The following is a 9,780-nucleotide window of genomic DNA, read 5'->3' as shown; positions in this document are numbered from 1 at the left end:
GCGCCCTGCCGTCCCATTCTTTGATCGCTTCAGCACATACTGAAACGCTATTTTACCCAGTCAAAAGACAACAGACCGTTTACCCGGTCCCACACAGAGAACCGGCCCGCCGTCCTTCGGACATTTTTACATAAGGCATGCCTGACGCGTGCGTTGGCGAAGCAAACCGCCAAACGTCGCTGCCGAACACACCGTTCGTCGTTTTTAAAAAGACAGGGCAAATGTGCTGGCAGCAGCATCTGCAGACGTCAGGTGGCCCCTAGCAAGACCATCCAAATTTCCCCGGCGGATGTTCGATACTCTAGCAAATATCTCGAACCGTTCGGGCCTGTCCCCCCAAGCGAAGTGAATCGCGTTTGATAGTGTTAGCAATCTCGGTCGGACTGATACAACACATCTTCAAACTTGACTCAGAGATTGGTGCAAAAGAATCTCATTCCCGTGATGCGAGTGCTACAGAAACAAAAAAGCACCGCCGAAGCGGTGCTTTTAAGTTGTAAAAGATGACGTTAGGTCAACCGGGCTTAGCCCAGTGCTTTGACCCGCGACGCCAGACGCGACATTTTGCGCGAGGCTGTGTTCTTGTGGAAAACGCCTTTTGTCACACCGCGCATCAGCTCGGGCTGAGCGGCGCGCAGAGCGGCAGTTGCGGCTTCTTTGTCGCCGGATGCGATGGCTTCTTCGACTTTGCGCAGGAAGGTACGGATGCGCGAACGACGTGCTTTGTTGATTTGGAAACGTGCTTCGTTCTGGCGGGCGCGTTTTTTAGCCTGAGGTGTGTTTGCCATGAGGATCAGCCTTCATCTTGGGTATGTTCAAATTGCAAATACGCGACACAAACCCAACGACCGGAACCGATATCCGATAAGGTGATTCTAGCCAGAGCGGGCTGCACGCGCATGTATTAGGGCTGCCTATAGTCCAACCCGACACGCAATGCAAACCCGCAAAGCCATTTACTTGTCCCGGAACTGCGCTTCGCGCTTTTCAAGGAAGGCTGACATGCCTTCTTTTTGGTCTTCCGTCGCGAACAGCGAATGGAAAATACGACGCTCAAACAGCAGGCCCTCGCGCAGGGGCACTTCGAACGACCGGTTCACGGCTTCCTTTACCACCATGGTCGAGATCATCGATTTCTCGGCGATCTTGGCGGCGGCGGCCATGGCTTCTTCCATCAGTTTCTTGACGGGGACGACGCGCGATACAAGGCCCGCACGCTCTGCCTCGGCGGCATCCATGAAGCGGCCAGTCAGGTTCATGTCCATCGCTTTGGATTTGCCGATGGCGCGGGTCAGGCGCTGCGTGCCGCCAATACCTGCAACAACGCCAAGGTTAATTTCAGGCTGCCCGAATTTGGCGCTTTCGGAACAGATGATAAAGTCACACATCATCGCCAGTTCGCAGCCGCCGCCAAGGGCATAGCCCGACACAGCAGCAATGATGGGTTTGCGCACGCGCATGATCTGGTCTGTCTCGGGGGTGAAGAGGTCACCGGCAAAGACATCGACGAAGCTTTTGTCGCGCATCATGGCGATATCGGCACCGGCGGCAAACGCCTTTTCCGAGCCGGTGATCACGATGCAGCGGACTTTTTCGTTTTCCTGAGCCGATTTCAACGCATCGGCCAGCTCGGTCATCAGCTGGTCATTCAGTGCGTTCATCGCATCGGGACGGTTCAGCGTGACAAGCGCGATGTGGTTGTCGACGTCGACCGTGATCGTTTCATAAGCCATCAAGAATGCTCTCGTTTGTTACGCTTTGAAAGATGTGCATACCACGGGGGTGGGGTGTTTCAAGTTATCTTTGGCATTGCGGGCAGTAGAAGGAAGACCGCCCCGACTGGACGATTCGCGCAATCTGATGGGTGCAGCCTTCACTGCGACAGGGTTCTGCCTCGCGGCCGTACACGTCAAAGCTGTGCTGGAAATAGCCCAATTCACCGTCCGCGCGTTTGAAATCGCGTAAGGTGGACCCGCCTGCGGTGATCGCCTCGTTCAGCACATCGCGGATGATCGGGACCAAGCCGCCCACCCGTTTCGCCGCGATCCGCCCAGCCTTGCGCGCGGGGTGGATGCCCGCACGGTAAAGGGTTTCGCATACATAGATATTTCCCAGCCCCGCCACGATCCGCTGGTCCAGTAGCGCGGTCTTGATCGGGGTATTCTTTCCCTTGAGCGCGGCAATCAGATGGTCTTCGTTAAAGTCATTGCCCAACGGCTCCGGCCCGATCGACGACAGCAACTTGTGGCTGTCAGCGCTGGCAGTGTCCAACAAGTCCATCGCGCCAAAGCGGCGCGGGTCGTTAAAGGTCACCCGCGCACCGTTGCCCATATGAAACACCACATGGTCGTGTTTTTCGGGGGCGGGGTGGTCATGCACGAACTGCCCCAATGGATCGCCCGAGATCAGCATCCGCCCCGACATCCCCAGATGCACCAGCAGCGATTCCCCCGACGACAGATCGGCGAGGATATACTTTGACCGCCGCCGCAGCTGGGTCACCCGTTGTCCTGTCAGCCGTGCCGCCATATCTGGGGGGAAAGGCCAGCGCAGATCGGGGCGATTTACCTCGGCGCGGGCGATCACCTCACCCTCCATCACGGGGGATAGACCGCGACGCACTGTTTCGACCTCTGGCAACTCAGGCATGGTTGTTTCCCCTGTGACAAAAGGGGCGCATTGTACCTGCCCCCTCGCGCCCTATAACAAAGGTGCAGATCAAAGGACTACAAGACCCCATGACAAACGACAGCGACAAAACCACTCATTTCGGATTTGAAACCGTAGCCGAAAGCGACAAGGCCGGGCGCGTGCAGGGTGTCTTTAACTCTGTGGCCAGCAAATACGACATCATGAACGATGTGATGAGCGTCGGCATCCACCGCGTCTGGAAAGAGGCGATGATGGATTGGCTGGCACCGCGCGCAGGTCAAAAGCTGCTGGATGTCGCCGGGGGGACCGGCGATGTGTCGTTCAAGTTTCTGGGCCGTGCCGGATCGGGCCACGCCACCGTGCTGGATCTGACCGAACCGATGCTGGTCGAAGGGCGCAAACGGGCAGAGGCCGCAGCGATGGCCGATAGCCTTGATTGGGTCGTCGGCGACGCCATGGCGCTGCCGTTCGAGGATAATACCTTTGACGTCTATACCATCAGCTTTGGCATCCGGAACGTCACCCGCCCCCAAGAAGCGCTGAACGAAGCCTACCGCGTGCTGCGTCCCGGCGGGCGTCTCATGGTGCTTGAATTCAGCCAGCTGCCCAATCCGATGATGCAGAAAGCCTATGATCTGTATAGCTTTAACGTCATCCCCCGCATGGGGCAGATGATCGCGAACGACCGCGACAGCTATCAGTACCTTGTGGAATCGATCCGCAATTTCCCCGATCAGGAAACCTTCCTGGGCATGCTGCGTACCGCGGGCTTTGGGCAGGCGAAGTACCGGAACCTGTCGCTGGGGATCGCGGCGCTTCATTCTGGTTGGAAGATTTAACCCATGCGCGGACCTCATAATATCTGGCGGTTGATCCGCACCGGTGCAACTTTGGAGCGGACCGGCGCGATGAATGTCGTGCTGGATGCCTTTGATGCAACGCCCGCGTTGCGCTTTGTCGCCAAGGCGCTTGGCAAGCCGTTCAAGTTTCTGGGCTATGCCGGTGATCCGTCCATGCCGCCCGCGACCCGTGCGCTGACCGCGCTTGGTCCTGCCTACATCAAGTTCGGTCAGGTGCTCTCTACCCGCCCCGATGTTGTGGGCGACGAGCTGGCCGTGCAACTGCGCGTGCTGCAAGACAAGCTGCCGCCGTTTTCCATCGAACAGGCCAAGGCAGAAGTCGAAAAAGAGCTCGGCCTGCCGGTCGATGCGATATTCTCTGATTTTAGCGAGCCCGTCGCCGCTGCCTCTATCGCGCAGGTGCACCGCGCCACCATCGCCGAAACGCAGGAAGACGTCGCTGTCAAAGTGCTGCGTCCGGGGATCGAGAAAGCCTTTCGCAAGGATGTCGATGCCTTCTATCTTGCCGCGCGAATGGTCGAACTTTTCTCGCCCGGATCGCGCCGCCTGCGCCCGATGGAGGTGATCGAACATTTCGATGGTGTGGTGCGGGGCGAGCTGGATCTGCGGCTCGAATCCTCCGCCGCGTCGGAGTTTGCGGCGAACACCAAGGGTGATGCCGGCTTCCAACTGCCTGCGATCAAATGGGAATATTCTGCCCGCCGCGTCATGACCCTGGGCTGGGCAGATGGCGTCCCGATGGGCGACAACGCCGCGATTGATGCCGCGGGCCATGACCGTGTGGCGCTTGGCGACCGCGTGTTGCAGCTGTTCCTCAACCACGCTCTGCGCGACGGGTATTTCCACGCGGATATGCATCAGGGCAACCTCAAGGTCGCGCCGAACGGTGATATCATCGCCTATGATTTCGGCATTATGGGCCACATCGATGAATACACCCGCCGCGTATATGCCGAGATCCTGTTCGGCTTTATTCGCAAGGATTACAAACGGGTGGCAGAGGTGCATTTCGAGGCGGGCTACGTGCCTGCCGACAAGGATGTCGACGAATTCGCCCGCGCCCTGCGCGCCGTGGGGGAGCCTATCTTTGGCATGGACGCGACCCGCATTTCGATGGCGCGGCTGCTGACCTACCTGTTCGAGGTCACGGAACGTTTCGGCATGGAAACACGGACAGAGCTGATCTTGCTTCAGCGCACCATGGTCGTCGTCGAAGGCGTCGCCCGTTCGCTCAACCCGCATATCAACATCTGGGAAGTGTCGAACCCGATCGTGACGGACTACATCTCTAAGTCCATCGGCCCCCGTGCCGTGATCAAGGATCTGAGCAAGACCGCTATGGTCCTCGCCCGTTTTGGCCCGCGCCTGCCTGCGCTTGTCGAGAATGCCCTGATCCGGCAGCAAGACGAAACACCGCCACAACGTCCGGCATTCCGACGGTGGATCATCCTTTCCGCGATTGTCGGGGCAGGGACGGCGACGGGGATTATCGCGATTTTACAGGCGCTCAGCTAGCGCCTGCCATTGACAGCGGGGCACCCTGCGGCCCATCTATCCGGCATGACGGATAATCCAGACGCTATACTGACGCAACTTCCCGCCCGCCTGAAGGCCGCGCGCACCGCTCAGGGCCTGAGCCTTGATGCGGTGGCCAAGCTTTCGGGCGTGTCGCGGTCCATGGTCAGCCAGATCGAACGCGGTGAAAGCAGCCCCACCATCGCCACCCTGTGGAACCTGACCCGTGCGCTACAGGTGGATTTCGCGGGCCTTCTGGACAGCGCGCCAACGCCCGCGCAGATCGAGGTTTTGCGCGCGGCCGAGGTGCCGACGATCAACAATCTCGGCTCCGGCTGCCGCATCCGCATCCTGTCGCCCCCCGAAGAGGCAGGCAAACACGAGGTTTACGAACTGTTGATCGACGCAGGCGGCATGCTGGACAGCCAGCCCCATACCCGCGGCGCGCGCGAGCATCTGACCGTATCGCAAGGCACGGTAGAGCTGCGGAGCGGCGATGCCGTCGGCACTGTCCACGCTGGCGACACGGCGCGCTATCCCGCGGATGTCCCGCACCGGATCGCTGCGACAGATGGTCCTGTGCGGGCTTTTCTGGTCGTGCAGGACGCCTGACCGTTTGGGCTATGGTGGGAGAATCCACGATATAGGAAAAAATCCGCTATAAGGGATTTCCTCTATTTCGGAACCGTGTCCGATATGATAGAACCTGCCTGAGAAAAGGAGTTCTATCATGACCCAAGCCTACCTAGATCACGTCAACGCCACCCTGTCCGGCATCGCCGCGGACGGTATGATGAAGCAAGAGCGCATGATCACCTCGCCCCAGTCCGGTGAGATCACGGTGGGCGGGCGTCAGGTGATTAATCTTTGCGCAAACAACTACCTGGGGCTGGCAGACCACCCCGATCTCATCGCCGCTGCCCGTGATGCGATGGACCCCAAGGGGTTCGGCATGGCCTCTGTCCGTTTTATCTGTGGCACACAGGACATCCACCGCGAGCTGGAACAAAAGCTGGCGGCCTTCCTCGGGAAAGATGATTCCATCCTCTTCGCGGCTTGCTTTGACGCCAACGGCGGGCTGTTCGAGCCTCTGTTCGGGCCAGAGGACGCCATCGTCTCGGACAGTCTGAACCACGCCTCGATCATCGACGGCATCCGCCTGTGCAAAGCCAAACGCTACCGCTATGCCAACTCGGACATGGACGACCTTGAAGGTCAGCTCAAGCTCGCCCGCGAGGAAGGCGCGCGGTTTATCATGATCGCGACCGACGGCGTGTTCAGCATGGACGGCTATCTGGCGAAACTGCCCGAAATCACCAAACTGGCCGAGAAGTACGAAGCGCTGGTGATGGTCGACGACTGCCACGCGACAGGCTTTATGGGCCCGAAGGGGGAGGGCACGCCTGCGCACTTCGGGGTCGATGTGGATATCCTGACAGGTACCTTGGGCAAGGCGCTTGGCGGGGCCATCGGCGGCTATATCGCAGGGCCGCAGCCCGTGATCGACCTGCTGCGCCAACGCGCGCGGCCCTATCTTTTTTCGAATTCACTGCCGCCGTCGATTGTCATGGCCGGGATCAAGGCGCTTGAACTGGTCGAACAAGGGGATGATCGTCGCAAGCAACTGTTCGAGAACGCGAAATACTGGCGCGAGGGGCTGACCAACCTCGGCTTTGACCTTCTGCCTGGTGAACATCCGATCATCCCCGTGATGCTGGGCGAGGCGCAGTTGGCGCAGGATATGGCAGCGCGCCTGTTCGAGGAAGGCGTCTATGTCAGCGGCTTTTTCTTTCCCGTTGTGCCCCGCGGTCAGGCCCGCATCCGCACCCAGATGAATGCCGCACTGACCCGCGATGAGCTCGACCGTGCGCTCGAAGCCTTCAAGGTGGCGGGCAAAGCCTGTGGGGTTCTGTCATGAGCAACGAAATGAAGGCGCTGTGTAAGTCCGAGCCCCGCGAGGGGCTGTGGATGACCCGCGCGCCGGTGCCGGAAATCGGGCCGGATGACGTGCTGATCAAGATCAACAAAACCGGCATCTGTGGCACGGATATCCACATCTGGAACTGGGATGAATGGGCGCAGAATACCGTGCCTGTCCCGCTGATCACCGGCCATGAATTTGCCGGAGAGATTGTGGAACTGGGCCGGAATGTCACGGATCTGGCCATCGGGCAGCGCTGCTCGGGCGAGGGGCATCTGATCGGAAAAACCTCGCGCCAGTCGCGGTCCGGCAAGTTCCACCTTGATCCCGCCACGCGTGGTATCGGCGTGAATGAACAAGGTGCCTTCGCGCAATATCTGCGGCTGCCCGCGTTCAATGTCGTCCCGCTGCCCGACACGATCTCGGACGATATCGGAGCGATCCTCGACCCGCTTGGCAATGCGGTACACACCGCGCTGAGCTTCGATCTTGTGGGGGAAGATGTGCTGATCACCGGCGCAGGCCCCATCGGTATCATGGCCGCAGCGGTCGCCCGTCACGTCGGCGCGCGTCATGTGGTGATCACGGATGTGAACCCCGCCCGGCTAGAGCTCGCCGCCAAAGTCGCCGATGTTGTCCCCGTCGACGTGCGTCACGAAGACCTTGCCGATGTCATCGCGCGGCTGAAGATGAAACAGGGCTTCGACGTCGGGATGGAGATGTCGGGCAATCAGGTCGCGCTGGATCAGATGGTAGAGGCAATGACCATGGGCGGGCGGATCGCGATGCTAGGCATCCCGCCGGGCAAATCGCCCGTCGACTGGTCGCGCATCGTGTTCAAGGCGATCACCGTCAAAGGGGTCTATGGCCGCGAGATTTTCGAGACGTGGTACAAGATGATCGCCATGCTGGAAAACGGCTTGGACGTGAGTGAGATCATCACCCATCGTTTTGACGTCGACGATTTCCAGACGGGGTTTGCGACGATGAAATCGGGGGCCTCTGGCAAAGTGGTGCTGGACTGGACCGGCGCGTGATGCGTCGGGGGCAGCGGTAGGGGTGAGCCCGTAGGGGCGCTGCCCCCGCAGCCTTTGGCTGCTCCCCCGGGATTTAGGCCAATTGGAAGCAGGCAAAACAAAAGCGCCCCCGGTGACGGGGGCGCTTTGCGTTTCTTTGATGCGCTGTGGGTCTTAGGCGACTTCGAATTCGAGCTCTTTGACCTGTTTGAACAGTCCTGTATCACGCAGGTCTTTCAGCGCTTTCTCGGGCAGTGGGCCGTCAATATAGAGCAAGGCAATCGCCTCCCCTTTGGCGGTGGACCGGCCGAGGGTGAAGTTCGCGATGTTCACGTCGTTTGCACCCAGGGTCTGACCCAGCGTCCCGATGATGCCGGGCACGTCGTTGTTGGTGGTGTAAAGCATATGCGCACCAACTTCGGCTTCGATGTTGATGCCTTTGATCTGGATGAAGCGTGGTTTGCCATCCGAGAACACGGTGCCCGCGATCGACCGTTCCCGTTTCTCGGTGACAACGGTCACTTTCACATAGCCGTCGAAGACACCGGATTTGTCCTGATTGGTGGTGCTGATCTGGATGCCTTTTTCGCGCGCAACAACGGGGGCGCTGACCATGTTCACGTCGGGGTTGGCACGTTTCATGATGCCCGCCACGACCGCACAGTTCAGCGCGTTCAGGTTCATCTCGGACACCTGACCGTCGTAAAGGATGTTGATCGCCTTCACGGCTTCATCCGTCATCTGGCCAATGAAGGCCCCAAGGTGACCCGCCAAAGTGATCCACGGGCCCATGACCTTTGCCTCTTCGGCGGTGACGGACGGCATGTTCAGGGCGTTTGTGACGGCACCGGTCAGCAGGTAGTCGGACATCTGTTCAGCGACCTGAAGTGCCACGTTTTCCTGTGCTTCAGTCGTGGCGGCCCCAAGGTGGGGGGTGCAGACGACGTTGGGTAGGCCGAACAGCGGGTTTTCGGTCGCGGGTTCTTCCTTGAAAACGTCGAAGGCTGCGCCAGCGACATGGCCGGATTTCAGCGCTTCGGCCAATGCTTCTTCGTCGACCAGACCGCCGCGGGCACAGTTGATGATCCGCACACCTTTTTTGGTTTTCGCCAAGGCTTCCTTGGACAGGATATTTGCGGTTTGATCCGTGTAAGGCACGTGCAACGTGATGAAATCCGCGCGCGCCAGGAGATCGTCCAGCTCGACTTTCTCGACACCCATCTTCTTGGCTTTTTCCTCGCTCAGGAAGGGGTCATAGGCCGCGACTTTCATCTTCAGGCCGCGGGCGCGATCGCAGACGATGCCGCCGATGTTGCCGGCACCGATGACGCCAAGGGTTTTGCCCGTAAGCTCGACCCCCATGAATTTGGACTTTTCCCATTTGCCGGCATGGGTGGAGGCCGATGCCTCGGGGATTTGACGGGCAACGGCGAACATCATCGCAATCGCGTGTTCTGCAGTGGTGATCATGTTGCCGAAGGGGGTGTTCATGACGATGACACCCTTTTTCGAGGCGGCATCCTTGTCGATGTTATCGGTGCCGATACCGGCGCGGGCGATCACCTTGAGGTTGGTCGCATTGGCGAGGATCTTTTCGGTCACTTTCGTCGCGGACCGGATGGCGAGCCCGTCGTAATCGCCGATCACAGCGGCAAGCTTGTCCTTGTCTTTGCCAAGATCGGGTTGGAAGTCGACGTCAATGCCGCGGTCTTTGAAGATTTGAACGGCGGCGTCCGAGAGTTTGTCGGAAATAAGCACTTTGGGGGCCATGATTGGCGCTCCTTTTTTGAATAGAAGGGGGGCGTGGGTTAGCCAC

Annotated in this window: 9 protein-coding genes; 5 read left to right on the top strand and 4 right to left on the bottom strand. The window is 59.4% G+C overall.

Going from position 1 to position 9,780, the window contains the following annotated elements:
* Window positions 1–524: 524 nt before the first annotated feature.
* The 3 genes from rpsT to mutM all read right to left on the bottom strand — a co-directional run bounded on the left by rpsT (window position 525) and on the right by mutM (window position 2,649).
* Window positions 525–788 (bottom strand): 30S ribosomal protein S20, encoded by a 264-nt coding sequence (gene rpsT / locus ABM428_RS14415; protein ID WP_005850127.1) that lies wholly within the window; start codon window positions 786–788, stop codon window positions 525–527.
* Between the two features lie 168 nt (window positions 789–956).
* Window positions 957–1,733, bottom strand: coding sequence for an enoyl-CoA hydratase (locus ABM428_RS14410; RefSeq protein WP_005850125.1), 777 nt, complete (start codon window positions 1,731–1,733; stop codon window positions 957–959).
* A gap of 64 nt (window positions 1,734–1,797) precedes the next feature.
* Window positions 1,798–2,649 (bottom strand): bifunctional DNA-formamidopyrimidine glycosylase/DNA-(apurinic or apyrimidinic site) lyase, encoded by an 852-nt coding sequence (gene mutM / locus ABM428_RS14405; protein ID WP_132998343.1) that lies wholly within the window; start codon window positions 2,647–2,649, stop codon window positions 1,798–1,800.
* A gap of 89 nt (window positions 2,650–2,738) precedes the next feature.
* On the opposite strand from mutM, the gene ubiE reads away from it, so the two are divergent.
* The 5 genes from ubiE (at window position 2,739) to tdh (ending at window position 7,985) form a co-directional block, all read left to right on the top strand.
* A complete protein-coding gene (gene ubiE, locus ABM428_RS14400; protein ID WP_005850121.1) occupies window positions 2,739–3,491 on the top strand; it encodes a bifunctional demethylmenaquinone methyltransferase/2-methoxy-6-polyprenyl-1,4-benzoquinol methylase UbiE in 753 nt (250 codons plus the stop codon).
* A 3-nt stretch (window positions 3,492–3,494) separates the two neighbouring features.
* Window positions 3,495–5,027, top strand: a complete 1,533-nt coding sequence (gene ubiB / locus ABM428_RS14395; protein WP_037941134.1) for a 2-polyprenylphenol 6-hydroxylase — start codon at window positions 3,495–3,497, stop codon at window positions 5,025–5,027.
* 45 nt (window positions 5,028–5,072) lie between these two features.
* Window positions 5,073–5,639: a helix-turn-helix domain-containing protein gene (locus tag ABM428_RS14390; protein ID WP_009825419.1), complete on the top strand. Its 567-nt coding sequence runs from the start codon at window positions 5,073–5,075 to the stop codon at window positions 5,637–5,639.
* A 118-nt stretch (window positions 5,640–5,757) separates the two neighbouring features.
* Window positions 5,758–6,945, top strand: a complete 1,188-nt coding sequence (locus ABM428_RS14385) for a glycine C-acetyltransferase (protein ID WP_132998342.1) — start codon at window positions 5,758–5,760, stop codon at window positions 6,943–6,945.
* A complete protein-coding gene (gene tdh, locus ABM428_RS14380) occupies window positions 6,942–7,985 on the top strand; it encodes an L-threonine 3-dehydrogenase (protein WP_074637317.1) in 1,044 nt (347 codons plus the stop codon). Before ABM428_RS14385 ends, tdh begins: the two co-directional genes overlap by 4 nt.
* A gap of 153 nt (window positions 7,986–8,138) precedes the next feature.
* Here the strand turns inward: tdh and serA are convergent, their stop codons facing one another.
* The gene (gene serA, locus ABM428_RS14375) at window positions 8,139–9,734 is read right to left on the bottom strand and encodes a phosphoglycerate dehydrogenase (protein WP_009825417.1); all 1,596 of its coding nucleotides are present in this window, start codon (window positions 9,732–9,734) and stop codon (window positions 8,139–8,141) included.
* Window positions 9,735–9,780: the final 46 nt, after the last annotated feature.

Source organism: Sulfitobacter sp. TCYB15, from assembly GCF_040435955.1.
In the GTDB taxonomy this organism is placed as follows: domain Bacteria; phylum Pseudomonadota; class Alphaproteobacteria; order Rhodobacterales; family Rhodobacteraceae; genus Sulfitobacter; species Sulfitobacter pontiacus.
This window is presented reverse-complemented; position numbering and strand designations above follow the sequence as displayed.

What these genes read in the sequence shown, in the direction of transcription:
- rpsT (WP_005850127.1), bottom strand. Translation starts at nt 788, where the DNA reads ATGGCAAACACACCTCAGGCTAAAAAACGCGCCCGCCAGAACGAAGCA.
- ubiB (WP_037941134.1), top strand. Translation starts at nt 3,495, where the DNA reads ATGCGCGGACCTCATAATATCTGGCGGTTGATCCGCACCGGTGCAACT.
- ubiE (WP_005850121.1), top strand. Translation starts at nt 2,739, where the DNA reads ATGACAAACGACAGCGACAAAACCACTCATTTCGGATTTGAAACCGTA.
- serA (WP_009825417.1), bottom strand. Translation starts at nt 9,734, where the DNA reads ATGGCCCCCAAAGTGCTTATTTCCGACAAACTCTCGGACGCCGCCGTT.
- ABM428_RS14410 (WP_005850125.1), bottom strand. Translation starts at nt 1,733, where the DNA reads ATGGCTTATGAAACGATCACGGTCGACGTCGACAACCACATCGCGCTT.
- ABM428_RS14385 (WP_132998342.1), top strand. Translation starts at nt 5,758, where the DNA reads ATGACCCAAGCCTACCTAGATCACGTCAACGCCACCCTGTCCGGCATC.
- mutM (WP_132998343.1), bottom strand. Translation starts at nt 2,649, where the DNA reads ATGCCTGAGTTGCCAGAGGTCGAAACAGTGCGTCGCGGTCTATCCCCC.
- tdh (WP_074637317.1), top strand. Translation starts at nt 6,942, where the DNA reads ATGAGCAACGAAATGAAGGCGCTGTGTAAGTCCGAGCCCCGCGAGGGG.
- ABM428_RS14390 (WP_009825419.1), top strand. Translation starts at nt 5,073, where the DNA reads ATGACGGATAATCCAGACGCTATACTGACGCAACTTCCCGCCCGCCTG.